This is a genomic window from Streptomyces sp. MMCC 100 (assembly GCF_041538145.2).
Taxonomy (GTDB): domain Bacteria; phylum Actinomycetota; class Actinomycetes; order Streptomycetales; family Streptomycetaceae; genus Streptomyces.
This window is the reverse complement of record NZ_JBGORK020000001.1, coordinates 1,606,780-1,630,152: the sequence shown is the minus strand read 5'-3', so window position 1 is coordinate 1,630,152 and position 23,373 is coordinate 1,606,780. Positions and strand designations below refer to the sequence as shown.

28 protein-coding genes are annotated in these 23,373 nt (G+C 72.9%); 5 read left to right on the top strand and 23 right to left on the bottom strand.

The features are described 5' to 3' along the window. Positions 1-45: 45 nt before the first annotated feature. The 11 genes from lgt to hisI form a co-directional block, all read right to left on the bottom strand. Positions 46-1,068 (bottom strand): prolipoprotein diacylglyceryl transferase, encoded by a 1,023-nt coding sequence (lgt, locus tag ABS735_RS07500; protein WP_373902082.1) that lies wholly within the window; start codon positions 1,066-1,068, stop codon positions 46-48. Between the two features lie 76 nt (positions 1,069-1,144). Then, the gene (locus tag ABS735_RS07495) at positions 1,145-1,918 is read right to left on the bottom strand and encodes a DsbA family protein (RefSeq protein ID WP_373902081.1); all 774 of its coding nucleotides are present in this window, start codon (positions 1,916-1,918) and stop codon (positions 1,145-1,147) included. Between the two features lie 101 nt (positions 1,919-2,019). Beyond that, positions 2,020-2,835, bottom strand: coding sequence for a tryptophan synthase subunit alpha (gene trpA / locus ABS735_RS07490; protein WP_373902080.1), 816 nt, complete (start codon positions 2,833-2,835; stop codon positions 2,020-2,022). Next, positions 2,832-4,115, bottom strand: a complete 1,284-nt coding sequence (gene trpB, locus ABS735_RS07485; protein WP_373902079.1) for a tryptophan synthase subunit beta — start codon at positions 4,113-4,115, stop codon at positions 2,832-2,834. Before trpB ends, trpA begins: the two co-directional genes overlap by 4 nt. Before the next feature lie 114 nt (positions 4,116-4,229). After that, positions 4,230-4,424, bottom strand: coding sequence for a tryptophan biosynthesis modulator TrpM (gene trpM / locus ABS735_RS07480; protein ID WP_373902078.1), 195 nt, complete (start codon positions 4,422-4,424; stop codon positions 4,230-4,232). Between the two features lie 21 nt (positions 4,425-4,445). Further along, the gene (gene trpC / locus ABS735_RS07475; RefSeq protein ID WP_373902077.1) at positions 4,446-5,255 is read right to left on the bottom strand and encodes an indole-3-glycerol phosphate synthase TrpC; all 810 of its coding nucleotides are present in this window, start codon (positions 5,253-5,255) and stop codon (positions 4,446-4,448) included. 117 nt (positions 5,256-5,372) lie between these two features. Further along, positions 5,373-5,819: a DUF2752 domain-containing protein gene (locus ABS735_RS07470; protein ID WP_373902076.1), complete on the bottom strand. Its 447-nt coding sequence runs from the start codon at positions 5,817-5,819 to the stop codon at positions 5,373-5,375. A 93-nt stretch (positions 5,820-5,912) separates the two neighbouring features. Further along, positions 5,913-6,164, bottom strand: coding sequence for an HGxxPAAW family protein (locus ABS735_RS07465; RefSeq protein WP_373902075.1), 252 nt, complete (start codon positions 6,162-6,164; stop codon positions 5,913-5,915). Positions 6,165-6,284: 120 nt separating this feature from the next. Beyond that, complete coding sequence (locus tag ABS735_RS07460; RefSeq protein ID WP_373902074.1) at positions 6,285-6,926, bottom strand: TIGR02234 family membrane protein; 642 nt, start codon at positions 6,924-6,926, stop codon at positions 6,285-6,287. A gap of 57 nt (positions 6,927-6,983) precedes the next feature. After that, positions 6,984-8,519, bottom strand: a complete 1,536-nt coding sequence (locus ABS735_RS07455) for an anthranilate synthase component I (protein WP_373902073.1) — start codon at positions 8,517-8,519, stop codon at positions 6,984-6,986. A gap of 11 nt (positions 8,520-8,530) precedes the next feature. Then, a complete protein-coding gene (gene hisI, locus ABS735_RS07450) occupies positions 8,531-8,950 on the bottom strand; it encodes a phosphoribosyl-AMP cyclohydrolase (RefSeq protein WP_373902072.1) in 420 nt (139 codons plus the stop codon). Positions 8,951-9,031: 81 nt separating this feature from the next. On the opposite strand from hisI, the gene ABS735_RS07445 reads away from it, so the two are divergent. Further along, positions 9,032-9,667, top strand: coding sequence for a TIGR03085 family metal-binding protein (locus ABS735_RS07445; RefSeq protein WP_373902071.1), 636 nt, complete (start codon positions 9,032-9,034; stop codon positions 9,665-9,667). A gap of 12 nt (positions 9,668-9,679) precedes the next feature. Here ABS735_RS07445 and ABS735_RS07440 read toward each other — a convergent pair whose 3' ends face one another. The 10 genes from ABS735_RS07440 to hisD all read right to left on the bottom strand — a co-directional run bounded on the left by ABS735_RS07440 (position 9,680) and on the right by hisD (position 17,328). Then, on the bottom strand, positions 9,680-10,945 hold the full coding sequence (locus ABS735_RS07440; protein WP_373902070.1) for an MFS transporter: 1,266 nt from the start codon (positions 10,943-10,945) through the stop codon (positions 9,680-9,682). Continuing rightward, positions 10,938-11,525 (bottom strand): ArsR/SmtB family transcription factor, encoded by a 588-nt coding sequence (locus tag ABS735_RS07435; RefSeq protein ID WP_373902069.1) that lies wholly within the window; start codon positions 11,523-11,525, stop codon positions 10,938-10,940. The genes ABS735_RS07440 and ABS735_RS07435 overlap by 8 nt, the downstream gene beginning before the upstream one ends. 85 nt (positions 11,526-11,610) lie before the next feature. Continuing rightward, positions 11,611-12,366, bottom strand: a complete 756-nt coding sequence (hisF, locus tag ABS735_RS07430) for an imidazole glycerol phosphate synthase subunit HisF (protein WP_373902068.1) — start codon at positions 12,364-12,366, stop codon at positions 11,611-11,613. Beyond that, on the bottom strand, positions 12,363-12,767 hold the full coding sequence (locus tag ABS735_RS07425) for a RidA family protein (RefSeq protein WP_373902067.1): 405 nt from the start codon (positions 12,765-12,767) through the stop codon (positions 12,363-12,365). Before ABS735_RS07425 ends, hisF begins: the two co-directional genes overlap by 4 nt. Beyond that, positions 12,764-13,489 (bottom strand): bifunctional 1-(5-phosphoribosyl)-5-((5-phosphoribosylamino)methylideneamino)imidazole-4-carboxamide isomerase/phosphoribosylanthranilate isomerase PriA, encoded by a 726-nt coding sequence (gene priA / locus ABS735_RS07420; protein WP_373902066.1) that lies wholly within the window; start codon positions 13,487-13,489, stop codon positions 12,764-12,766. Before priA ends, ABS735_RS07425 begins: the two co-directional genes overlap by 4 nt. Positions 13,490-13,491: 2 nt before the next feature. Continuing rightward, the gene (gene hisH / locus ABS735_RS07415; RefSeq protein ID WP_373902065.1) at positions 13,492-14,142 is read right to left on the bottom strand and encodes an imidazole glycerol phosphate synthase subunit HisH; all 651 of its coding nucleotides are present in this window, start codon (positions 14,140-14,142) and stop codon (positions 13,492-13,494) included. Further along, a complete protein-coding gene (locus ABS735_RS07410; RefSeq protein WP_373902064.1) occupies positions 14,139-14,303 on the bottom strand; it encodes a hypothetical protein in 165 nt (54 codons plus the stop codon). The genes hisH and ABS735_RS07410 overlap by 4 nt, the downstream gene beginning before the upstream one ends. A 3-nt stretch (positions 14,304-14,306) precedes the next feature. After that, positions 14,307-14,900: an imidazoleglycerol-phosphate dehydratase HisB gene (gene hisB, locus ABS735_RS07405; protein WP_030186039.1), complete on the bottom strand. Its 594-nt coding sequence runs from the start codon at positions 14,898-14,900 to the stop codon at positions 14,307-14,309. Then, positions 14,897-16,006 carry a histidinol-phosphate transaminase gene (locus ABS735_RS07400; RefSeq protein WP_373902063.1) on the bottom strand — a complete coding sequence of 370 codons (1,110 nt, stop codon included), beginning with the start codon at positions 16,004-16,006 and terminating at the stop codon, positions 14,897-14,899. Before ABS735_RS07400 ends, hisB begins: the two co-directional genes overlap by 4 nt. Continuing rightward, positions 16,003-17,328, bottom strand: a complete 1,326-nt coding sequence (gene hisD, locus ABS735_RS07395; RefSeq protein ID WP_373902062.1) for a histidinol dehydrogenase — start codon at positions 17,326-17,328, stop codon at positions 16,003-16,005. Before hisD ends, ABS735_RS07400 begins: the two co-directional genes overlap by 4 nt. A 199-nt stretch (positions 17,329-17,527) precedes the next feature. Between hisD and ABS735_RS07390 the strand changes: the two genes are divergently transcribed. The 4 genes from ABS735_RS07390 to ybaK all read left to right on the top strand — a co-directional run bounded on the left by ABS735_RS07390 (position 17,528) and on the right by ybaK (position 21,626). Then, entirely contained in the window at positions 17,528-19,105 is a 1,578-nt protein-coding gene (locus tag ABS735_RS07390; protein WP_373902061.1) for an oxidoreductase, read from the top strand. A gap of 178 nt (positions 19,106-19,283) precedes the next feature. Further along, a complete protein-coding gene (locus tag ABS735_RS07385) occupies positions 19,284-20,345 on the top strand; it encodes a hypothetical protein (protein WP_373902060.1) in 1,062 nt (353 codons plus the stop codon). Between the two features lie 11 nt (positions 20,346-20,356). Continuing rightward, positions 20,357-21,097 carry an LON peptidase substrate-binding domain-containing protein gene (locus tag ABS735_RS07380; protein WP_373902059.1) on the top strand — a complete coding sequence of 247 codons (741 nt, stop codon included), beginning with the start codon at positions 20,357-20,359 and terminating at the stop codon, positions 21,095-21,097. A gap of 13 nt (positions 21,098-21,110) precedes the next feature. Then, positions 21,111-21,626, top strand: coding sequence for a Cys-tRNA(Pro) deacylase (gene ybaK / locus ABS735_RS07375; RefSeq protein WP_373902058.1), 516 nt, complete (start codon positions 21,111-21,113; stop codon positions 21,624-21,626). 112 nt (positions 21,627-21,738) lie between these two features. On the opposite strand, the gene ABS735_RS07370 is transcribed toward ybaK, so the two are convergent. Continuing rightward, positions 21,739-22,458, bottom strand: a complete 720-nt coding sequence (locus ABS735_RS07370) for an AAA family ATPase (protein ID WP_373902057.1) — start codon at positions 22,456-22,458, stop codon at positions 21,739-21,741. Positions 22,459-22,492: 34 nt separating this feature from the next. Continuing rightward, a complete protein-coding gene (locus tag ABS735_RS07365; RefSeq protein ID WP_373902056.1) occupies positions 22,493-23,314 on the bottom strand; it encodes an ABC transporter permease in 822 nt (273 codons plus the stop codon). Positions 23,315-23,373 lie beyond the last annotated feature (59 nt).

Genomic DNA, 23,373 nt, shown 5'->3' with positions numbered 1-23,373 from the left:
CCGGTGGGTCCCGGGCGCCCTCGGCGGCATGTACGGCGGGCGGGGTCAGCCCTTCTTGGCGGAGTCGGCCCCGTTCGTCACGCCCTCGGTGTCCTTCGTGTCGTCCTTGTCCGCCGCGTCCGTGTCCTCGGTGGCCCCGGCGTCCTCGGGGGGACCGGTCTTCTCCGCGGTGTCCGCATCGTCGGTCCCGGCGTCCGCGTCCTCCTTGGCGTCCTTCTCCCCTTCGGGCCCGGCTTCGCCGGCGGCGGACTCCGCGCCCGGCTCCACCACGGCCTCCCGGCCCGGCCGCATCCGCGCCGAGAGCACGATGTACAGCACGGCGAGCAGGAACACGAAGAGCGCGGTCCAGTTGTTCAGGCGCAGGCCGAGGATGTGGTGGGCGTCGTCGACGCGCATGTACTCGATCCAGAACCGGCCCGCGCAGTACGCCGCCACGTACAGGGCGAAGGCGCGCCCGTGGCCGAGCTTGAAGCGGCGGTCGGCCCAGATGACGAGCAGCGCGACACCGATGCACCACAGCGACTCGTACAGGAACGTCGGGTGGTACGTGCCCGGCAGCCGTCCGTCCGCCGTCGAGGTGATCTCCACGGCCCACGGCAGGTCGGTCGCCTTGCCGTACAGCTCCTGGTTGAACCAGTTGCCCCAGCGGCCGATGGCCTGGGCGAGGGCGATGCCGGGGGCGACGGCGTCGGCGTACGCGGGCATCGGAACGCCCCGGCGCCGGGCACCGATCCAGGCGCCCACCGCGCCGAACGCGATCGCACCCCAGATGCCGAGCCCGCCCTCCCAGATCTTGAAGGCGTCGACCCAGTCACGGCCCTCGCTGAAGTACAGCTGGTAGTCCGTGATCACGTGGTAGAGGCGTCCGCCGATCAGGCCGAAGGGAACGGCCCAGACCGCGATGTCGGCCACCGTGCCGGGCCGTCCGCCCCGGGCGATCCAGCGCTTGTTGCCGAGCCAGACGGCAACGAAGACGCCGATGATGATGCAGAACGCGTAGCCGCGCAGCGGGATGGGACCGAGGTGCAGCACCCCGCGCGACGGGCTGGGAATGAAGGCAAGTTCCATGGCAGGGTCGACGCTACCGTGTCGGACGGGACGCGCGGCGGGCAGCCCGGCTACGGGTCCGTAACGAGCGGGCGCGCTACTTGTTGGCGTCCTCCACCATCTGCTTGAGCTTGGCCGGTGTCATGGAGCGGTCCTGGTAGATGTTCTTGCCGTCCAGGAGCACGGTGGGGGTGCCGCTGAAGCCGCCGTTCTGGAAGGCCTTGTTGGACTTCTCCACCCAGCTGTTGTGCTTGCCGTTCTTCAAGCACTCCTGGAACAGGGTGGTGTCGAGGCCGTCGACCTTGCCCGCCAGGTCGAGCAGCTTGTTCTCGTCGGCGAAGGCGTCGTCGGTCTCCGACGGCTGGTTGTCGTACAGCACGTCGTGGTACGCCGGGAACTTGCCGGCGTCCTGGGCGCAGGCGGCGGCGTTGGCGGCCTTGCGGGAGCCGGTGCCGCCCATGTTGCCGTCGATGATCGTCGCCAGGTGGTACTCGACCTTGAGCTGCCCGGCGTCGGTGAGCTCGTGAACGGTGTCGCGGTACGCCAGCTCGAAGGCCTTGCAGGCCGGGCAGCGGAAGTCCTCCCAGACGGTGAGCGTCGACTTGGCGCTCTCCTTGCCGACCGGGATGGCGAGGCTGTCCTTGCCCTGGGCGCCCGAGGGCGCCACGATCGGGCCCGCCGACTCGCTGCCGTCGTCCTTGCCCGCGTTCGCGGCGATCGCGCCGATCACCGCCGCGAGTCCCAGGACGCAGACCACGCTCGCGCCGACGATCAGCGCACGGCGGCGCTTGTCCCTGGACTTCTGCTTCTCGCGCTCGGCCGCCAGCTTCTCGCGGGCGCTGCGCTTTCCCTGTCGGTTCTTCTCGCTCACACCCCGCAGAACGAACCGGGGAGGCGCAGCGCGCCTCCCCGGTCCCAGGTCCACTCGTACGAGGGACCTCTGTCATGCTCTCGTCCGTCACATGCGGGCGGTCACGCCTGTCCGCGCACGCCCTTCGCCAGGTCGGCGGCGAGCTCGCGGACGCCCTCGAGGCCGGCCGCGTCGTCGGGCGCGTCCAGCATCCGCTTGACGAAGGCCGAGCCGACGATCACGCCGTCGGCGAAGCCGGCGACCTCGGCGGCCTGAGCGGCGTTGGAGACGCCGAGACCGACGCAGACCGGGGTGTCGGTGGTGGCGCGGGTGCGCCGCACCAGGTCCTCGGCCTGCGCGCCGACCGACTCGCGGGTGCCGGTGACGCCCATGAGGGAGGCGGCGTAGACGAAGCCGCTGCCGGCCGCGGTGATCTCGGCGAGCCGCGCATCCTTGCTGCTGGGCGCGACCACGAAGACCGTGGCGAGCCCGTGCTTGTCCGCGTGCTCCCGCCACAGCGCCGACTCCTGGACCGGCAGGTCGGGCAGGATGCACCCGGCGCCGCCCGCCTCGGCCAGCTCGGCGGTGAAGCGCTCCACGCCGTAGCGGTCGATGGGGTTCCAGTAGGTCATGACCAGGATCGGCTTGCCGGTGGCCGCGTGCGCCTCGCGGACCGTGCGCATCACGTCGGCGATCTTCACGCCGCCGCGCAGCGCGATGTCGTCGGCGGTCTGGATCACCGGGCCGTCGAGCACCGGGTCGCTGTGCGGCAGGCCCACCTCGACGACGTCGGCGCCGCCGTCGATCGCGGCCTTGACCGCCTCGATGCCGCCGTCCACGGTCGGGAACCCGGCCGGGAGGTAGGCGATGAGGACGGCGCGGCCCTCGGACTTCGCCGCGGCGAGGGTGTCGTTCAGCAGCTGTACGTTCCCGCTCACTTGGCGTCCCCCTCGATCTCGGCGGTGCCGGAGGCGTCCTCGGCGACCTCGGCGTCGGTGTCGTACAGCCCGAAGTAGCGGGCGGCGGTGTCCATGTCCTTGTCGCCGCGGCCGGACAGGTTGACCACGATCAGCCCGTCCTTGCCCAGCTCCCTGCCGACCTCCAGGGCTCCGGCCAGGGCGTGGGCGCTCTCGATGGCCGGGATGATGCCCTCGGTGCGCGACAGCAGGCGCAGCGCCTGCATGGCGGCGTCGTCGGTGACCGCGCGGTACTCGCCGCGGCCGGAGTCCTTGAGGTAGGCGTGCTCGGGCCCGATGCCGGGGTAGTCCAGGCCGGCCGAGATCGAGTACGGCTCGGTGATCTGGCCCTCGTCGTCCTGGAGGACGTAGGACCGGGAGCCGTGCAGGATGCCGGGCTCGCCCGCGGTCAGGGTGGCCGCGTGCTCGCCGGTCTCGACGCCGTGCCCGGCGGGCTCGCAGCCGATGAGGCGTACGTCCGCGTCGGGGATGAAGGCGTGGAAGAGGCCGATGGCGTTGGAGCCGCCGCCGACGCAGGCGATCGCGGCGTCGGGCAGGCGTCCGGCCTGCTCCAGGAGCTGGCGGCGGGCCTCGACGCCGATGACGCGGTGGAAGTCGCGGACCATCGCCGGGAAGGGGTGGGGTCCGGCGACGGTGCCGAACAGGTAGTGGGTGCGGTCGACGTTGGCGACCCAGTCGCGGAACGCCTCGTTGATCGCGTCCTTGAGCGTGCGGCTGCCGGACTTCACGGCGATGACCTCGGCGCCGAGCATGCGCATGCGGGCCACGTTGAGGGCCTGGCGCCGCGTGTCGATCTCGCCCATGTAGATGGTGCAGTCGAGGCCGAACAGCGCGCAGGCCGTCGCCGTCGCCACGCCGTGCTGGCCGGCGCCGGTCTCGGCGATGACGCGGGTCTTGCCCATGCGCTTGGTGAGCAGGGCCTGGCCCAGCACGTTGTTGATCTTGTGCGAGCCGGTGTGGTTCAGGTCCTCGCGCTTGAGGAAGACGCGGGCGCCTCCGGCGTGCTCGGCGAAGCGGGGGACCTCGGTGAGCGCCGAGGGGCGGCCCGTGTAGTGGACCAGGAGGTCGTCCAGCTCGCGTGCGAACTCCGGGTCGGACTTCGCCTTGTCGTACTCGACGGCGACCTCGTCGACCGCCGCGACGAGGGCCTCGGGGATGAACTTGCCCCCGAAGGCGCCGAAGTAGCCCTCGGCGGAGGGGACTTGGCCCTCCGGGTCGGGGATGAAGAAGTTGCTGGGCATGCGTGTACCTCACGGTGAGTCTCTGGTGGTGACTGATCGCCGTGGGGGCGGGGACCTATCTGTCGGCCGCGGGCCGTGTGTGGTTGCTCGGGCCCGCGCGACGGAGTCGCAGACTCAATACAGCCCCGCGCCCCTTGCAGGGCGCTTGAGCCATCGCATGCCGTTTACTTGCCCCGGTTCGTCTCCGATGACGTACCGCACCCGGCGGCCGTGCACCCTGCGTGCGGGCGCGCGGCAGCCTCGGGGCCGGCAGCCGCGCGCGAGGCGGGCGTACGGGTCCCGGGGGGCCGGAGTGAGTGCGGGTGTCATCGGGGTCAGCCTATCGGGGTCTCAGCCCCGGCCGTGGCGGAGCGCGGGATGTTCGCCCGCCGCCACCAGGTCGGAGACGGCCGTCTTCGGGTCGCGGCCGGTGACCAGGGACTCGCCGACCAGGACGGCGTCGGCGCCCTCGTTGGCGTAGGCGATGAGGTCGTGCGGGCCGCGGACGCCGGACTCGGCGACCTTGACGATGTGCGCGGGGATCTCGGGGGCGACCCGTTCGAACGTGCCGCGGTCGACCTCGAGGGTCTTCAGGTTGCGCGCGTTGACGCCGATGACCTTGGCGCCCGCGTCCACCGCGCGCTCGGCCTCGTCCTCGTCGTGCACCTCGACGAGCGGGGTGAGTCCGATGGACTCCGCGCGCTCGATCAGCGACTCCAGGGCCGGCTGGTCGAGGGCCGCGACGATCAGCAGCACGAGGTCGGCACCGTGCGCGCGGGCCTCCCACAGCTGGTACGAGGTGACGACGAAGTCCTTGCGCAGTACGGGGATGTCCACGCGTGCGCGGACCGAGTCCAGGTCGGCGAGCGAGCCGCCGAAGCGGCGCTCCTCGGTGAGGACGGAGATGACGGCGGCGCCGCCCGCCTCGTAGTCGGCGGCGAGCCCGGCCGGGTCGGCGATGGCCGCCAGCGCGCCCTTCGACGGGCTGGAGCGCTTGACCTCGCAGATGACCTTGACGCCGTCGCCGCGCAGCGCGGACACGCCGTCCTTGGCGGGGCGAGCCTTGGCCGCGCGCTCCTTGAGCTCGTCGAGGCTGACGCGCGCCTGCCGCTCCGCGAGGTCGGCACGGACTCCGTCGATGATCTCGTCGAGCACACTCACGCGAGCGGCCCCCTTTCAGACGGCAAAACGTGTGGTCACTGTGATGATATCCGGAGCCGGGCACCGGTCCCGCATCCGCCCGATCCGGGTCCCACTACCTGGGCATTCCATGGATGATCAAGGAAGGAGCCAGCCGCCGAACGGCAGGTTCCGGACAACGGTGAAGACCAGCACCAACGTCCCCAGCGTCCACAGGTGGACCGGTCCGAGGTCGATGCGTACGGGACGCCCCCGGGCCGCGCGGATCACCCAGACGGTCCACAGGACGGCGAAGCCCAGGTAGGCGAGGACGGCGGGCGCGTTGGCGTGCAGCGCGGCGGTCAGGTCCCCGTGGACGAAGGCGTGGGCGCTGCGCAGGCCGCCGCAGCCCGGGCAGTAGAGGCCGGTGAAACGCAGCAGGGGGCAGACGGGGTAGTGGCCGGGTTCGTAGGGGTCCACGCTCCCCACGTACGCGAAGGCCCCGGCGACGGCCGCGAGCACTCCCGCCGGGACGGCCAGGCGGAGGACCGCGCCGCGGGGCTGGATGGTGCTGGTCCGGCTGGGTTTCCCGCTCTCGACGTCCACGCCCGCATTCTGCCCCCGCCGGCCCTCACCCGCACGCGAGGGGCGGTCCCGGCACCCGTGTGCCGATCCGCCCCTCGGGAACTCCGTGCCCGGTCAGCCCTTGGTGCCGGCCTCCGCGCGCTCGCCCGCGACCTGGTGCACGGGGTGGTTCTGCTTCGGCTGGCCGAGGCCCATCATCCGCATGATGTAGCCCACGACACCGCCGAGGAGCACGACCGCCAGGCCGGCCCAGAAGCCCCACGGCTGGGCCGCCACCATGAACATGCCCGCGATGCAGAAACCGATGAAGGCGATGATGACACCGGTCCAGGCGGCCGGGGTGTGACCGTGGCTGCTGCCCGCCATTGCTTGCTCCTCGTTGCTGTGTGCCATGTCTGAGCAGGACGCTCACACCCATTGTCGCGCACGGGGGCACGCGCCGTGAGCGGGGGTGCTCCGGTGGGTGAACGCCGGTCCGCAGGCGGGTCAGGCGCTGGTGGGGTCCTCGCCGCGGTCGATGGCCTTCCACAGGTCCTCGGGGCGGTCCGGGTCGACGGTCTGCGGCCTGCGGCGCGGGCGCGGGGTGCCGTCTCGCTCGTAGCGGCCGGACATCGCGGGCCACTGGCGGCCGTAGCGCAGCGCGAGCAGCCCGGCCACCAGGAGCAGGGCCCCGCCCACGGCCGCCACGTACGGCCAGGCGGTGTGGGAGAGGGCGTCGACGGTGGCCGAGGTGTCGCCGGCCGCCTTGGCGGCCTGGTCGTCAAGGGCGGAGCTGTCGGAGGCGCCCACCAGGGCGGCGGCGACGGTGCCCGCGCCGCTCAGCGCGAGCAGCGCGGCGACGGCGAAGCGGCCGGCGCGGCGGACGGCGAAGACGGCGACGAGCGCGGCGAGGCCGACTATGGCGAGGGCCGCGGGGACGCCCGTGACGTCGCTGCCCTTGGCGGTCAGCGAGAACGCGCCGCCGGCCACGGTCGCGGTGCCCTCCGCCCACTCCTGCCGGGTGGCGAGCAGGGCGACGGCGGCGCCGAGCGCGCCGCACAGCAGGGCTACGGCGAGGCTCCGGCGGCCGGCCCGGGCGGGTCCTGCGGCGGGGGTGCGGGGATGAGGAACGGCTGTCACGTACTCCACTATCACCCGAACACCGGGCGAACCGTCACCCGGGGTTCGGATTGGGGTACGTGAGAATTACCCCACCATCGTGTCCGGTTGGCCCTGTTGCGCCAGCCGGTTGGCCGTGTGCACGGCCCTGAGCACCGCCGCCGCCTTGTTGCGGCACTCGGTGTCCTCGGCGACCGGGTCGGAGTCGGCGACGACTCCCGCGCCCGCCTGGACGTAGGCCGTGCCGTCGCGCAGCAGCGCCGTGCGGATGGCGATGGCGGTGTCGGAGTCGCCCGCGAAGTCGAGGTAGCCGACGCAGCCGCCGTACAGGCCGCGCCGGGAGGGTTCGAGCTCGTCGATGATCTGCAGGGCGCGCGGCTTGGGCGCGCCGGAGAGGGTGCCGGCCGGGAAGCAGGCGGTGAGGACGTCGAAGGCGGTGCGGTCCGGGGCGACCCGGCCGGTGACCGTCGAGACGATGTGCATGACGTGCGAGTACCGCTCGACGGACATGAAGTCGACGACCTCGACGGAGCCGGGTTCGCAGACGCGTCCGAGGTCGTTGCGGCCGAGGTCGACGAGCATCAGGTGCTCGGCGCGCTCCTTGGGGTCGGCGAGCAGTTCGTCGGCGAGGGCCTGGTCCTCCTGCGGGGTGGCGCCGCGCGGGCGGGTGCCGGCGATGGGGTGCACCATGGCACGCCCGTCCTCGACCTTGACCAGGGCCTCGGGGGACGATCCGACGACGTCGAAGCCGTCGAGGCGGAGCAGGTACATGTACGGGGAGGGGTTGGTGGCCCGCAGCACCCGGTACACGTCGAGCGCGCTCGCCGTGCAGGGCGTCTCGAAGCGCTGGGAGGGGACGACCTGGAAGGCCTCGCCCGCGCGGATGCGCTCCTTGATGTCCTCGACGGCGTCCTGGAAGTCGGGGCCGCCCCACAGCGCGGTGTACTCGGGCAGCTCGGAGGGCGGCAGCGCGGCCGGGGGCTGGGCGACCGCGCGGGTGAGGTCGGCCTCCATGGCGTCCAGGCGGGCGATCGCGTCGGCGTAGGCCTCGTCGACGCCGGTCTCCAGGTCGTTGTGGTTGATCGCGTTGGCGATCAGCAGGACCGAGCCCTCCCAGTGGTCCATGACGGCGAGGTCGCTGGTGAGCAGCATGGTCAGCTCGGGCAGCTTCAGGTCGTCGCGCTCGCCCGGGCCGACCTTCTCCAGGCGGCGCACGATGTCGTAGCCGAGGTAGCCGACCATGCCGCCGGTGAAGGGCGGCAGGCCCAGGTCGTGGGCGAGGTCGCGCGGGGTGTGCAGGGCCTCGACGGTGGCGCGCAGGGCGGCGAGCGGGTCGCCGTCGGTGGGGACGCCGACGGGCGGGGTGCCCTGCCAGTGGGCCTGCCCGTCCTTCTCGGTGAGGGTGGCGGCGCTGCGGACGCCGACGAAGGAGTACCGGGACCAGGAACGTCCGTTCTCCGCGGACTCCAGCAGGAAGGTGCCGGGGCGCTCCGCGGCGAGCTTGCGGTACAGGGCCACGGGGGTGTCGCCGTCGGCGAGGAGCTTGCGGCTGACCGGGATCACCCGGCGGTCGGCGGCCAGCTTGCGGAAGGTGTCGAGGTCCATGTCATGCGTGACGTCCATGGCGGCAGACCCTACTGACCCGCGTGGGGCGCGTCGGCGCCCGTGACGTCTTCGGCGAGGAGCACGTCGGTGTCGAAGCAGGTGCGGGTGCCGGTGTGGCAGGCGGCGCCGACCTGGTCGACCTTGACGAGCACGGTGTCGGCGTCGCAGTCCAGGGCGACGGACTTCACCCACTGGAAGTGTCCGGAGGTGTCGCCCTTGACCCAGTACTCCCGGCGGCTGCGCGACCAGTAGGTGCAGCGTCCGGTCGTCAGCGTGCGGTGCAGCGCCTCGTCGTCCATCCAGCCGAGCATCAGCACCTCCCCGGTGTCGTACTGCTGGGCGATGGCGGGCAGGAGGCCGTCGGCGCTGCGCTTGAGACGGTCGGCGATCTCCGGGGCGAGCGGGCTGGGGCGCCCGGGGCCGCCGCTGGTGGGGGAGCTGCTGGTCATGCGCCCATTGTGCCGCGCGGGACGGACAGGTCCCCGGGATGTCCATTGGGCGGACCCTGCCGGGCGCCGTAGGCTGACTCCATGTCGACTTTCGCCAAGCGTGAACGACTTCTGCTCGCGGACCTGTTGGAGACGGCTGGTCCGGACGCCCCGACCCTGTGCGAGGGCTGGCGGACCCGTGACCTGGCCGCGCACGTGGTGGTGCGCGAGCGCCGGCCGGACGCCGCCGGGGGCAGCATGATCAAGCAGCTGGCGGCCCGCCTCGACCGGGTGATGGAGGAGTACGGGGCGAAGCCGTACGAGGAGCTGCTCCAGCTGATCCGCACGGGCCCGCCCCGCTTCTCCCCCTTCCAGCTCAAGCAGGTCGACGAGGCCGCGAACACGGTCGAGTTCTACGTCCACACCGAGGACGTCCGCCGTGCCCGGAGCGACTGGTCGCCGCGCGAGCTGGACCCGGTCTTCCAGGACGCCCTGTGGTCCCGCCTGGAGCGGGCCGCCCGCCTGATGGGCCGCGGCATCCCCACGGGCCTGGTGCTGCGCCGCCCGAACGGCCAGACGACGGTCGCCCACCGGGGTACGCCGGTGGTGACGGCGACGGGCGAGCCGTCCGAGCTGCTGCTGTTCGCGTACGGCCGGCAGGGGGCGGCGAAGGTGGAGCTGGAGGGCGAGCAGGACGCGATCGCCAGGCTGCGGGAGACCAAGCAGCTCGGGATCTGATCTCGGGGTCGCTCACTTCGGCAGCTCGGCCCGCCGTACGCCCGGCGCGCACAGGGCGACGACCCCGCCGAGGCCGCAGACGGCGGCGCTGACGGCGAAGACGGGGCCGGTGCCCCAGACGCCGATGGCGGCGGCCGACAGGGGCATGCTCAGCGGTGCGATCCCCAGGCTGACGATGCCGCCGACGGCGGTGACGCGGCCCAGGTAGGCGGGGTCGGACTGGGTCTGCAGCAGGGCGCCGCACATGGCGCCGCTGAGCCCCGTGAGCAGCCCGACGAGCACCGCCGTGCCGACGGCCGCGGGAAGGCCGGGCGCGTGGGCCAGGGCGGCGATCGCGGCCGCGCCGGGGATGATGGCGCCGGCGGCGACGCACCCGGCGCGCGGCAGGCGTCCCCGTACGGTCAGCAGCAGGGCGGCGACTCCGGCGCCCGTGCCGAAGCCCGCGAGCACCCAGCCCATCCCGGACGCGCCCCAGCCCCGCTCGTCCGCGAGCAGGGTGAGGCCCACGTTGAGGGGGCCGACGAAGCCGAGGTCGCCCAGGGCGATGGCCACCATGAGCGGGCCGAGGACACGGTGCCGGCGGACGTAGCGGAGCCCGCCCACCAGGTCCCGCCAGGCGGTGGTCTCGCGCGCGGCGCTCGCGTCGTCGGCGGGCAGGCCACGCATCCGGACGGAGATCAGCAGCGGCACGGACACGGCGATCAGCAGCCCGGCGAACGCGAAGGCCGCCGCCGCGCCGCCGGCCGCCACGCCGAGCCCGCCCAGCGGTGCCCCCACGACGGCGGCGAAGCGTATGGCGAGGCCGCGCATGCCCTGGACGCGGGCGAGCTGGTCCTTGCCGGTGATCCGCGCCGGGAGCGCCCCCACGGCGGGCATGAACACGGCGTCGACGGTGCCGAAGACGACGGCGAGCAGGGCGAGGAGCCACAGCCCGGGGTCGGCCGCGAAGAGCACGGCGGCGACCGCCAGGACGGTGACGCACCGTACGGTGTCGCTGCCGATGACGACCCGGCGCGGCCCCAGCCGGTCGGCGACCACTCCCCCGCCGAGCATGAGCAGCGCCCGGGGCACCGCGCTGACGGCGGTGACGAGGCCGGCCTGCGCGGGAGTGCCGTTCTGCACGGCGGCCCAGGACAGCGCGAGGAAGAACACCATGTCGCCGACCATGGACGCGGTGTAGGCACCGACCCAGCGCAGGACGTTGGGGTCACGGTGGGCGGGGACGGAGACGACGGCGGGTATCTGTACGTCCGTCACGGACGTGGTCGCCTCAGACACGGAAGGGGAATCCGTAGACGTGCAGCGCGACGTTCTCGCGCCCCTCGGTGTCGCCGGCGGCTTCCGCGGCCCGGCCGCGCTCGTCGTACTTCTTCGCCAGGGCGAGCAGTTCCTCGCCCAGTTCTTCCAGGTCGGCGGGGGTGAGCCGCAGCAGTGACTCGTTGTCCGGAGCGGCGGAGTTCCACTCGGGGCCCCAGGTGGGGCGTTCGTCGAGGTACCGGCGGTACATGTCGGCGCGCTGCTCGTGGAAGAGCCGGGTGGCCGCCAGGTGGGCGGCCGCGCGCTCGGGGGCGTCGCGGAAGTTCTCGTCGCGGATGCTCACCCCGTCCGAGGCGGGCTGCCACCACCGTTCCCTGCCGTCCGCGCTCTGCGGCTCGGCCTCCTCGACCAGCCCGTGCTCGGCCAGCTTGCGCAGGTGGTAGCTGACCAGGGAGACGGCCTCGTCCACCTGCTCGGCGAGCTGCGACGCGGTCGCGGTGCGCGCCACGCACAGCCCGCGGTAGAGCTGCATGCGCAGCGGATGGGCCAGGGCTTTGAGGGTGCCCAGGTCGGTGATGGAACGGTTCTCCTGACTCGGCATGCCGCACACGCTAGACTGCGAAAGGAAAGTTGCGCAATACTCGTTGCGCAACTTTCCTTTCGTATCGCTGGTGCTCCCGACGGGCCTACCTGACGGGGTGTCCCGCCTCGCGGAGCGTGTTCTTGACCTCGCCGATCCGCAGGTCGCCGAAGTGGAAGACGGACGCCGCCAGGACCGCGTCCGCGCCCGCCTCGACCGCCGGGGCGAAGTGGGCGAGGCTGCCCGCGCCGCCCGAGGCGATGACCGGGACGGTCACGTGCTTGCGCACGGCCGCCAGCATCTCCAGGTCGTAGCCGTCCTTCGTGCCGTCCGCGTCCATCGAGTTGAGCAGGATCTCGCCCGCGCCCAGCTCGGCGGCCCGGTGGGCCCACTCGACCGCGTCGATGCCGGTGCCGCGCCGGCCGCCGTGGGTGGTCACCTCGAAGGTGCCGGCCTCGGTGCGGCGGGCGTCGACCGACAGCACGAGGACCTGCCGGCCGAAGCGCTCGGCGATCTCGCGGATCAGGTCGGGGCGGGCGATGGCGGCCGTGTTCACGCCCACCTTGTCCGCACCGGCCCGCAGCAGCTTGTCGACGTCGTCGGCGGTGCGCACCCCGCCGCCGACGGTCAGCGGGATGAAGACCTGCTCGGCGGTGCGGCGCACCACGTCGTAGGTCGTCTCGCGGTTGCCCGACGAGGCGGTGATGTCCAGGAACGTCAGCTCGTCGGCGCCCTCGGCGTCGTACACCTTGGCCATCTCGACGGGGTCGCCCGCGTCGCGCAGGTTCTGGAAGTTGACGCCCTTGACGACCCGGCCGTTGTCCACGTCCAGGCAGGGGATGACTCGGACCGCCAGGGTCATGAATCCACGGCTCCTCTATACGCTTCCACTTCGACTGACACCAGGACCCGCGAGTCGATGAAGCCCTGCACGACCAGCAGGGTCGTGACCGGGCGTACGGAGTCGAACAACTCCTTGTGGGCGCGGCCCACCGCATCGACGTCGCGGGAGTGTGCCAGGCACACACGGGTCCGGATCACGGACTCGATGCCGAGCCCGAACTCGCCGATCGCCTCGACGGCGGTGGCGAAGGCGACCTTGGTCTGTTCGTACGGGTCGCCCTCGCCGTAGAGCATGTCGCCCTTGAAGGCGGTGGTGCCCGCCACGATGACTCGGTCGCCCGCCGCCACGGCGCGTGCGAAACCGAAGGACTCTTCCCAGGGACTTCCGCTCTGCACGCGCCGTACGGCTTCGGATGTCATGGCGACACAGCCTCCAAGGCTTCTTCCAGGGTGAACGCCTTCGCGTACAGGGCCTTCCCGACGATGGCCCCCTCGACACCGGCCGGGACGAGGCCCGCGATCGCGCGCAGGTCGTCCAGGGACGAGACGCCGCCCGACGCCACGACCGGGCGGTCGGTGGCCGCGCAGACGTTCTTCAGCAGCTCCAGGTTGGGGCCCTGCAGGGTGCCGTCCTTGGCGATGTCGGTGACGACGTAGCGGGCGCAGCCCTCATTGTTCAGGCGGTCCAGCGTCTCGTAGAGGTCACCGCCGTCGCGGGTCCAGCCGCGGCCGCGCAGGGTGGTGCCGCGTACGTCGAGGCCGACCGCGATCTTGTCGCCGTGCTCGGCGATGACCTTGGCGACCCACTCGGGGGTCTCCAGGGCGGCGGTGCCGAGGTTCACCCGGGTACAGCCGGTGGCGAGGGCGGCGGCGAGGGTGTCGTCGTCGCGGATGCCGCCGGACAGCTCCACCTTGATGTCCATGGCCTTCGCGACCTCGGCGATCAGCGCGCGGTTGTCCCCGGTGCCGAACGCGGCGTCCAGGTCGACCAGGTGCAGCCACTCGGCGCCGGAGCGCTGCCAGGCGAGGGCGGCCTCCAGCGGGGAGCCGTAGGAGGTCTCGGTGCCGGACTCGCCGTGCACGAGGCGGACGGCCTGGCCGTCGCGGACGTCGACGGCGGGGAGGAGTTCGAGCTTGCTCATCTCTACAGGGTCTCGATCCAGTTGGTGAGGAGCTGGGCTCCGGCGTCGCCGGACTTCTCGGGGTGGAACTGCGTGGCCCACAGCGCGCCGTTCTCCACGGCGGCCACGAAGGGCTCGCCGTGCGTGGACCAGGTGACCCTGGGGGCGGCGATCAGCGGGTTGTGCGCCTCCTGGGTCCACTCGTGGACGGCGTAGGAGTGCACGAAGTAGAAGCGGGCGTCGGCGTCCAGGCCGGCGAAGAGCTGGGAGTCGGCCGGCGCCTCGACCGTGTTCCAGCCCATGTGGGGCACGACGTCGGCCTGGAGCGGTCCGACCGTGCCGGGCCACTCGTCCAGGCCCTCGGCCTCCACGTCGTGCTCGATGCCTCGCGAGAAGAGGATCTGCATGCCGACGCAGATGCCCATGACCGGGCGCCCGCCCGCGAGCCGTCGGTCGACGATCCAGTCGCCGCGGGCGGCCTTCAGGCCGTCCATGCAGGCGGCGAAGGCGCCGACGCCGGGGACCAGCAGCCCGTCGGCGTTCATGGCCTTGTCGTAGTCACGGGTGATCTCGACGTCGGCTCCCGCGCGCGCGAGGGCGCGCTCGGCGGAACGGACGTTGCCGAAGCCGTAGTCGAAGACGACGACCTTCTTGGCCGGGGCGGCGCCGGTCAATTCCAGACCTCCAGCCTCAGGACGCCCGCGAGCAGACACATCGCGGCGCCGATGGAGAGCAGCACGATCAGGCCCTTGGGCATCTGCTGCTTGGCGAAGGAGTAGATGCCGCCGAGGAGGAACAGACCGACGACGATCAGTGCGGTGGACGTACCGTTCATCGGTTACAGCGCGCCCTTCGTGGAAGGCAGGATGCCGGCCGCGCGCGGGTCTCGCTCGGACGCGTAGCGCAGGGCCCGGGCCAGCGCCTTGAACTGGCACTCCACGATGTGGTGCGCGTTGCGCCCGTACGGCACGTGCACGTGCAGGGCGACCTGGGCCTGGGCGACGAAGGACTCCAGGATGTGCCGGGTCATCGTCACGTCGTACTCGCCGATCATCGGCGCCATGTTCTCGGGCTCGGTGTGCACGAGGTAGGGGCGGCCGGAGAGGTCGACGGTGACCTGGGCGAGGGACTCGTCCAGCGGGACCGTGCAGTTGCCGAAGCGGTAGATGCCCACCTTGTCGCCGAGGGCCTGCTTGAAGGCGGCGCCCAGCGCGAGGGCGGTGTCCTCGATGGTGTGGTGGGAGTCGATGTGCAGGTCGCCGTCGGTCTTCACGGTCAGGTCGAACAGACCGTGCCGGCCGAGCTGGTCGAGCATGTGGTCGTAGAAGCCGACGCCGGTGGCGATGTCGGTCTTGCCGGTGCCGTCGAGGTCGATCTCGACGAGGACCGAGGTCTCCTTGGTCGTGCGCTCCACGCGTCCCACGCGGCTCATGTGTTCTGCTCCTTCTTGACTTCACGGACCGCGTCGAGGAACGCGTCGTTCTCCTCCGGGGTGCCGGCGGTGACCCGCAGCCAGCCCGGTACGCCGTTGTCCCGGACCAGGACGCCCCGGTCGAGGATCTTCCGCCAGGTCTCGTGCGAGTCCGCGAACCGCCCGAACTGGACGAAGTTGGCGTCGGACTCGGTCACCTCGTAGCCGATGGCCCGCAGTTCGGCGACCAGCCGGTCCCGTTCGGTCTTCAGCTGCTCGACGTACTTCAGCAGCGTGTCCGTGTGTTCCAGGGCGGCCAGCGCGGTCGCCTGGGTCACGGCCGACAGGTGGTACGGCAACCGTACGAGCTGGACGGCGTCGACGACGGCCGGGTGCGCGGCGAGGTAGCCGAGGCGCAGGCCCGCCGCGCCGAACGCCTTCGACATGGTGCGGGAGACCACGAGGTTGGGCCGGCCGTCCAGCAGCGGCAGCAGCGAGGCGCCGTGGCTGAACTCGATGTACGCCTCGTCCACGACGACCATCGACGGCTTGGCGCGCTGCGCGGCCTCGTGGAGGGCGAGGACCGACTCGGCCGGGACCGCGTTGCCGGTGGGGTTGTTGGGGGTGGTGACGAAGACGACGTCCGGGCGGTGCTCGGCGATCGCCCGCTCGGCGGCGGGCACGTCGATGGTGAAGTCCTCGTGGCGCGGCCCGGAGATCCAGCCGGTGCCGGTACCGCGCGCGATGAGGCCGTGCATCGAGTACGAGGGCTCGAAGCCGATCGCGGTGCGGCCCGGCCCGCCGAAGGTCTGCAGCAGCTGCTGGATGACCTCGTTGGAACCGTTGGCCGCCCAGACGTTGCTCACGTCCAAGGGGTGCCCGGAGGTCTTCGTCAGGTACTCGGCGAGCTTCGTGCGCAGCTCGACCGCGTCCCGGTCGGGGTAGCGGTTGAGGTCGCGGGCGGCCTCGCGGACCCGCTCGGTGATCCGCTCGACCAGCGCCTCGGGCAGCGGGTAGGGGTTCTCGTTGGTGTTCAGCCGTACCGGCACGTCCAGCTGGGGCGCGCCGTAGGGGGACTTGCCGCGCAGCTCGTCCCGTACGGGGAGATCGTCGATGCCGAACGTCACTTGCTCTCGGGGACCTTCCACTCGAACCTCGCCTTGATCGCCGCGCCGTGCGCGGGCAGGTCCTCCGCCTCCGCCAGCGTCACCACGTGGTGCGCGACCTCGGCGAGCGCGTCGCGCGTGTAGTCGACGATGTGGATGCCGCGCAGGAAGGACTGCACGGACAGGCCGGAGGAGTGGCAGGCGCAGCCGCCGGTGGGCAGGACGTGGTTGGACCCGGCCGCGTAGTCACCGAGGGAGACGGGCGCCCAGGGGCCGACGAAGATCGCGCCGGCGTTCTTGACGCGGTCTGCCACGGCGGCGGCGTCGGCGGTCTGGATCTCCAGGTGCTCCGCGCCGTAGGCGTCGACCACGCGCAGTCCCTCGTCGAGGCCGTCGACGAGGACGATCGCGGACTGGCGCCCGGCGAGGGCCGGGCGGATCCGGTCCTCGATGTGCTTGGTGGCCTCGACCTGGGGCTGGAGCTCCTTCTCCACCGCGTCCGCCAGCTCCACGGAGTCGGTGACCAGGACGGCGGCGGCCAGCGGGTCGTGCTCGGCCTGGCTGATCAGGTCGGAGGCGACGTGCACCGGGTCGGCGGTCGAGTCCGCCAGGACGGCGATCTCGGTCGGTCCGGCCTCGGCGTCGATGCCGATCTTCCCGGTGAAGAAGCGCTTGGCGGCGGCGACCCAGATGTTGCCCGGGCCTGTGACCATGTTGGCGGGCGGGCAGGACTCGGTGCCGTAGGCGAACATCGCGACGGCGGTGGCGCCACCGGCCGCGTACACCTCGTCGACGCCGAGCAGGGCGCAGGCGGCCAGGATGGTGGGGTGCGGGATCCCGCCGAACCCGGCCTGCGCGGGCGAGGCGAGCGCGATGGAGCCGACCCCGGCCTCCTGCGCGGGCACGACGTTCATGATCACGGACGAGGGGTAGACCGACCGGCCGCCGGGTACGTAGAGCCCGACCCGCTCGACCGGCACCCACTTCTCGGTGACCGAGCCGCCGGGCACGACCTGCGTGGTGTGCGTGCTGCGGCGCTGCTCGCGGTGGACGAGGCGGGCGCGGCGGATGGACTCCTCCAGGGCCGCGCGGACGGCCGGGTCGAGCTCCTCCAGCGCGCGTGTGAGCGCGGCGGCCGGGACGCGCACCTGGTCCAGCCGGACGCCGTCGAACTGCTCGGTGAAGTCGATCAGCGCCGCGTCCCCGCGATGATGCACGGCCTCGCAGATCGGACGCACCTTCTCCAGGGCGACCGAGACGTCGAAGTCGGCTCGGGGCAGCAGGTCGCGCAGGGCGGGGCCCTCGGGGAGGGCGTCGCCGCGCAGATCGATTCGGGAGATCACGGAACCAATTCTCTCAGACCCGCGTCCGGCACCGTCCGCGCGTATCAATGGCTGATACAGAACGCGACGGAGCTCACACCCCACGGTGAACTCACGCGATCCGTGCTCACTTTGAGTGTTCGGAAGGTCACGCAGTGGGCATGAACGGTTGTACGAAGCGTGAGCGACCGACGAGTAGTTGGGGAGGGAGTGAAGCACCGTGACCGAGGGGGCCGGCCATCGTGACGGAGAGCTGCCGGACGACCTGACCACCGCCGAGGCCGGCATGTGGCAGGCCTTCCGCAACGGCAGTGTGTACGACCTGAGCAGCGGCGACCCGCTCGTCGACGACCCGCACGGCGGGCGTCCGTGGGGGCCGGAGCGGACGGTGCGGGCCCGCGTCGTGTGCTGGCTGCTTCTCGACGGTCCGCCGGCGCTCGCGGGCCGGGTGTCCTCGCTGCAGCTGGTGGGCGTGCGGATCAGCGACACGATGGATCTGGCGGGCGGCACGGTGGTGCCCTACGTGGAGCTGCGGCGCTGCCGCTTCGACCGGGAGGTGCTGCTGCCGGAGACCCGGTTCACGACGGTGCGGCTGGTGGACTGCGCGGTGCCGCGCCTGGAGGCGGCCCGGCTGCACACCGAGGGCGACCTGCACCTGCCGCGCTCCCGCTTCCCGGGCGGCATCCGGCTCACGGACGCGCAGATAGGCACCGACCTGCTGCTCAACCAGGCGATCGTGCACCGGGACCGCAGCGGGCGTTCCATCGCCGCGGACGGGATGACGGTCGGGCAGGACCTCCAGGCGGAGATGCTGGAGTCGCACGGCGAGGTGAGCCTGCGCAGCGCCCAGGTCGGCGTGTCGCTGAGCCTGCGCGGCGCCCGGCTCCTGAACCCGTACACGCGGCACGCGCTGAACGCGCCGCAGCTGACGGTGGAGCGCACGCTGTACCTGACCCCGGCGGGCCTGGGCAGCCCGCTGCTGCGCGGCACCACCCCGGCGCAGGGCACCCGCATCCAGCACTTCGAGTGCGAGGGCGGGGTGCGGCTCGACGACGGGCGGTTCGGCGACGCCCTGGACCTGGAGCACGCCCGCTTCACCTTCACCGACGACCAGGAGCTGTCGCTGCGCCGGGTGCAGACGCCCGAGCTGCGCTTCCTGGGCGAGCGTCCGGCGCGCGGGCGGGTGGTGCTGTCGGGGGCGCGGGTGGTCAACCTGATGGACCGGGCGGACAGCTGGCCGGGCCCGGGGCGGCTGCACATGGGCGGCTTCGCCTACGAGAACCTGGTGCCGCGCGGGCCGTTCCCGTTGGAGAAGCGGCTGCGGTGGGTGGGCGCCGCGACGGCCGAGTACCACCCGGAGCCGTACGAGCGCCTCGCCGCCGTGCTGCGGGCCGGCGGCGAGGACGAGGACGCCCGCGAGGTGCTGCTCGCCAAGCACCGCAGGCGCCGCGAGAGCCTGCCGGTCGCCGCGAAGCTGGTGGGCTACGCGCAGGACTGGACGGTCGCCTACGGCTACCGGCCGGGCCGGGCGGCGGTGTGGATGGCGGTCCTGTGGGCGGCCGGCTCGCTCGCCTTCGCCCGCGCGGAGCCGCCCCCGCTGAAGAGCGGCGAACACCCGGACTGGAATCCCGCCCTCTTCGCCCTCGACCTCCTCCTCCCGGTGATCGACCTGGGCCAGGCGGGCTCCTGGCAGCTCCAGGACGGCTGGCAGTGGCTCTCGACGGCCCTGGTCCTGCTGGGCTGGGTCCTGGCGACCACCGTGGCGGCGGGCGCCACCCGCCTGCTCCGCAGAAACTGACCGCTCCGGAGGGTGCCGTCGCGAAGGCCCGTGACCCGCCGGGGCCGCCCGCGCCCGGCGGCGCGTTCCGCGTGTGTGGTGCGGGTGGGGCACGGCCGGTACGGGGTGGCCACACGACCGGCCGAAGGGGGAGCCGGGGCCGCACAACCATCCCGAACCCTCGACCGTCGTACTGGCCATGCTGCGCGCGTTCCTGCGGACCGCCGCTGCCCGGGCCCGTTCCCGGTCACCACGGCCCGCCCAAGACGACGACGTGCTCCTCGACGCCCCCGACGACCGCCTCGCCCCCGCCCTCGTCGCCGCGGCCCGCGGCGAGCACGGCCCCGCGGCCGGCCTTCTCGCCGGTACCCGCGAGAACGCCGAATGGGACCACCGCGACCGTTACGCGACCCGGCTCGCCGCCTTCGCCCGCTCCCGTTCCGAGTGGCTCGACACCTGGCGGGCCACCGCCCCGGACGACCCCGACGCCCTGCTGGTGGCGGCCCGGCTGGCGGTCCACCGTCGCTGGGACTCACCGGCCCGCACCGAACTCCTGCGCGAGGTGGTCCCCGCGGTCGTCGCCGCCGCCGAGGCCGCCGGCCCCGTCGACCCGGTGCCGTGGCGGACCGCGCTGGACGCCGCACGGGGCGCACGCGCCCCCCACGCCGAGTTCGAGCGGCTGTGGGAACAGGCGGTCCGCCGCTCCCCGCACCACTACGGCAGTCATGTCGCCGCCCTGGAGTACCTGGCCGACGCCTCGCCCGACGCCCACGGCGAGTGCCTGGACTTCGCGGAGACGGCCGCACAGGACGCTCCCGAGGACGCGCTCGTACGGGCGCTGCCCCTGCGCGCGGCCTTCACCTGCCTGACGACGGTCGCCGGCACCTCCGCCGACGGCGCCACCGCCGTACGCGCGCACCGCCCCCGCCTGGACGCCGCCGCCGACCGTGCGACCGCCCTCTCGGCGGCCCACCCGGCGGCCGATCCCTGGGCGGCCGAGCTGCGGAACCTGCTCGTCTACGTCCTCGTACGCCTGGAACGCCACCGGGATGCCGCGGAGCAACTGCGGCTGACCGGCCCGTATGTCACGTCCTTCCCGTGGGAGCGGGACACGGACGACCCCGACCCGCTCGGCCGCTTCCTCCAGGTGCGCGCGGACGTCCGTGCGCACCTGGAGGAAGCGGCCGCGGCGGCCGGCCCGACGGGTCCGGGACGGCCACGAAGCGGGCACGGCGGACGCGTCCGGCCCGACGACCATTAGGCTTCTGCGTCGTGACCACCGTCCGGCTCCCCCTCTTCCCCCTGAACTCGGTCCTGTTCCCGGGGCTGGTGCTACCGCTCAACATCTTCGAGGAGCGCTATCGCGCCATGATGCGCGAGTTGCTGAAGACCCCGGAGGACGAACCACGCCGGTTCGCCGTCGTGGCGATCCGCGACGGCCACGAGGTGGCCCGGACCGCCCCCGGCCTGCCCGATCCGACGGCCACCGTCGAGCGCGGGCCGACGGCCGGGTTCGGGACCGACCCGCTCAAGGCGTTCCACAAGGTGGGCTGCATCGCGGACGCGGCGACGATCCGCGAGCGGGCCGACGGCACCTTCGAGGTGCTCGCCACCGGCACCAACCGGGTGCGCCTGGCCTCCGTGGAGACCTCGGGCCCCTTCCTGACCGCCGAACTGGAGCCGCTGCCCGAGGAGCCCGGCGACGAGGCGGGTGCGCTGGCCGAGGGCGTGCTGCGATCCTTCCGGCAGTACCAGAAGCGGCTGGCGGGGGCCCGCGAACGGTCGCTGGCGACCGGCGCCGACCTGCCGGACGAACCGGGTGTGGTCTCCTACCTGGTCGCCGCCGCGATGATGCTGGACACGCCGACGAAGCAGCGTCTGCTCCAGTCCCCGGACACCGCCTCGCGTCTGAGGGACGAGCTGAGACTCCTTCGCTCCGAGACCTCCATCATCCGTACGCTGCCGTCCCTGCCGGCGTCGGACCTGACGCGCGGCCCGACGAGTCTCAACTGAGGTACTGGCCCGCATGGCGAAGAAGCCGAGCAAGGCGAACAAGAAGCAGCAGCAGTCCGGCGGCACGCCCGCGACGGTGGCGCTCACGGCGGCCGGGGTGACGTACACGGTCCACGCCTACGAGCACGACCCGGCCCACCCGTCCTACGGCGAGGAGGCGGCCGAGGCGATGGGCGTCTCCCCGGAGCGGGTGTTCAAGACGCTGGTGGCGGACGTCGACGGCGCCCTGACGGTCGCGGTGGTGCCCGTGGCGGGTCAGCTGGACCTCAAGGCGCTGGCGGCCGCGGTCGGCGGCAAGCGCGCCGCGATGGCCGACCCGGCCCTGGCCGAGCGCACCACGGGCTATGTGCGCGGCGGCATCTCCCCGCTGGGCCAGCGCAAGCGGCTCGCGACGGTCCTGGACGCCTCGGCCCCGGACCACGCCACGATCTGTGTCTCGGCGGGCCGCCGCGGCCTGGAGGTCGAGCTGTCCCCCGACGACCTCGCCAAGCTCACGGACGCGGTCCTGGCCCCGATCGGCCGTGCCTGACCCCTCGACGGACGTCCCGTTGCCGGCTGATCGGACAGGACATGCCGAAACGAACGCGCGAACGCCGGTGGCGCACCGAGAAGGGCCGGGCGAACCACGGCCGCCGCCCCGCCTAGGCCGACTTGTCCCCGTACGGCGCCGACGGAAACTGCCCAGGTGCCGGCCAGGGATCGGGCTCCGGGTCCCGGGGCCCGAACAGTCCCGTCAGCCCCAGATGGACCACCAGCGCCGCGAACGACCACGCCAGCAGCACGCCCTTCGCCCCCAGCTTCAGCGGGGCGGAGAACGTCACCCCCTTGCCCACGTCCTTGGCGTGCGCGATCACGTCCTGCGTCGGCCCGAGCCACACCCCGAGCCGCCACGCCAGCAGCGACCCGAGCAGCCCGCCGACGCCGAGGGCCACCACCAGCGGCACACCCCCGCGCCGCCGCAGCAGGAAGACCACGACCGCGCTGAGCGCCCCGAACGCCAGCGCGAGCAGCGTGAACGTTCCGTCGACGCCGATCGCCTGCTCACCCTCGGAGTCCTTGAGGTAGACGACCCAGCTGCCGCCGACCACGTCGCCCACCAGCGGCACGCTCGGCGCCAGCTTCCACCACAGCACGCCCAGCAGCGCGCCGAAGAGCGCGACCGCCACCACGGTCACGGCGGCCTGCCGCACTTCCTTCAACATCCCGGGGCCGTCCTGTTCGCCATGAGGGTCACCGTGAAAGTCGTACGGGCCGCCGGGCGCGGCGCCCACAGCGTGCGCGCCGACGGGCGGCGGCACCGGCCCGCCCTGGTACGACGAGCGTTCGTTCGGCGGCGGTGGCGGGGTCAAGGGTGCGGTCACCGTGCCATCGTGCCAAACCCGCCTGTGCGGCGCGTCACCGGACGGCGGCCCGGCGGTACGCCCAGGTGGCCACGGCCAGCGAGATCACCCCGACCGCGGCGCACACCGCGAGGTCGCCGAGGACGAAGCCCCAGTCGGGCCGTCCGCCGAACGTGCGCGCGAAGGCCTCCACACCGTACGTGGACGGCAGCAGGTCCCGGGCCAGGCGCACCACCTGCGGCATCCGTTCGGGCGGCAGCACGCCGAGCAGCAGGGCCGCCGACATGCCGAGCTGGCCGAGGAGCGTGGCGAACTCGGGCCGGGGGGCGAGCAGGCCCAGCGCCGCGCCCAGCCCGGCGAGGGCGGCGCCCGCCAGCGGGATCACGGCCAGCAGCACCCACAGGTGGGTCATCGGGAGGTCGAACAGCAGGCAGCCGAACACCGCCGTCACCACGGTCCCGGGCGCGGTGAAGGACGCGTACGCGCCCGCCGCGCCCAGCACCACCGCGGCGGGCGGCACCGGCAGCGTCGCGTAGTGGTCGAGGCCGCCGCTCGCGCGCAGCTGCCCGAAGTACTGGGCGAGGAGGTTCAGCGCGACGAAGGCCACGACGAGCACCGCCGACCCGGCGACCACGGCCCGCGCCTCGCCGCCGCCGTCCACGACGCCCCGCATCAGGATCATGATGCCGATCGACTGGAAGGTCGCCACGAACAGCAGCGGGATGCGCGCGACCCGCGCCCGGGACAGCTGCGCCCGGTACACGGCCGCCAGGGAGGGCCACAGCCGTGCCCTGGGCCCCAGCTCGGCCGGGCCGGCCACGTGCCCCTCGGCTGCCGGGGCAGCACCCTGCAGGGCATCGGCGGGTACGACACTCACGTCGCGCTGCTCCCCTTCGCTAGGGTCGTTCGAAGCGGTCGCCCGAACGGGTGCGGTCG

Coding starts and splice junctions, on each gene's coding strand:
- lgt (WP_373902082.1), bottom strand. CDS start 1,068: ATGGAACTTGCCTTCATTCCCAGCCCGTCGCGCGGGGTGCTGCACCTC.
- trpB (WP_373902079.1), bottom strand. CDS start 4,115: ATGCCCAGCAACTTCTTCATCCCCGACCCGGAGGGCCAAGTCCCCTCC.
- trpM (WP_373902078.1), bottom strand. CDS start 4,424: ATGACACCCGCACTCACTCCGGCCCCCCGGGACCCGTACGCCCGCCTC.
- ABS735_RS07465 (WP_373902075.1), bottom strand. CDS start 6,164: ATGGCGGGCAGCAGCCACGGTCACACCCCGGCCGCCTGGACCGGTGTC.
- ABS735_RS07455 (WP_373902073.1), bottom strand. CDS start 8,519: ATGGACGTCACGCATGACATGGACCTCGACACCTTCCGCAAGCTGGCC.
- hisI (WP_373902072.1), bottom strand. CDS start 8,950: ATGACCAGCAGCTCCCCCACCAGCGGCGGCCCCGGGCGCCCCAGCCCG.
- ABS735_RS07445 (WP_373902071.1), top strand. CDS start 9,032: ATGTCGACTTTCGCCAAGCGTGAACGACTTCTGCTCGCGGACCTGTTG.
- ABS735_RS07435 (WP_373902069.1), bottom strand. CDS start 11,525: ATGCCGAGTCAGGAGAACCGTTCCATCACCGACCTGGGCACCCTCAAA.
- hisF (WP_373902068.1), bottom strand. CDS start 12,366: ATGACCCTGGCGGTCCGAGTCATCCCCTGCCTGGACGTGGACAACGGC.
- ABS735_RS07425 (WP_373902067.1), bottom strand. CDS start 12,767: ATGACATCCGAAGCCGTACGGCGCGTGCAGAGCGGAAGTCCCTGGGAA.
- priA (WP_373902066.1), bottom strand. CDS start 13,489: ATGAGCAAGCTCGAACTCCTCCCCGCCGTCGACGTCCGCGACGGCCAG.
- ABS735_RS07410 (WP_373902064.1), bottom strand. CDS start 14,303: ATGAACGGTACGTCCACCGCACTGATCGTCGTCGGTCTGTTCCTCCTC.
- hisB (WP_030186039.1), bottom strand. CDS start 14,900: ATGAGCCGCGTGGGACGCGTGGAGCGCACGACCAAGGAGACCTCGGTC.
- ABS735_RS07385 (WP_373902060.1), top strand. CDS start 19,284: ATGCTGCGCGCGTTCCTGCGGACCGCCGCTGCCCGGGCCCGTTCCCGG.
- ybaK (WP_373902058.1), top strand. CDS start 21,111: ATGGCGAAGAAGCCGAGCAAGGCGAACAAGAAGCAGCAGCAGTCCGGC.